Annotated in this window: 1 protein-coding gene; it reads left to right on the top strand. The window is 67.2% G+C overall.

From position 1 onward, the window contains the following. Nucleotides 1-24: 24 nt before the first annotated feature. On the top strand, nt 25-262 hold a 238-nt coding region (locus AAEY83_RS16080), incomplete at its 3' end, for a flagellar basal body P-ring protein FlgI (RefSeq protein ID WP_351060594.1).

Raw genomic sequence — 262 nt, 5'->3', positions numbered from 1 at the left:
GCCGTGACCCACGGCAGCCTGACCGTGACCATCACCGAAGACCCGATCGTCAGCCAGCCGGGCCCGCTGTCCAACGGCCAGACCGCCGTCGTACCGCGCTCGCGGGTGAATGCCGAACAGGAAGCCAAGCCGATGTTCAAGTTCGGCCCGGGCACCACCCTCGACGAGATCGTCCGTGCGGTGAACCAGGTCGGCGCGGCACCGGGTGACCTGATGGCAATTCTCGAAGCTCTGAAGCAGGCCGGCGCATTGCAAGCCGACC

The organism is Psychrobacter sp. TB20-MNA-CIBAN-0197 (assembly GCF_040309765.1).
GTDB classification, from domain to species: Bacteria; Pseudomonadota; Gammaproteobacteria; order Pseudomonadales; family Moraxellaceae; genus Psychrobacter; species Psychrobacter submarinus.
The sequence above is the reverse complement of the archived record's forward strand: the minus strand, read 5'-3'. Positions and strand labels throughout refer to the sequence as shown.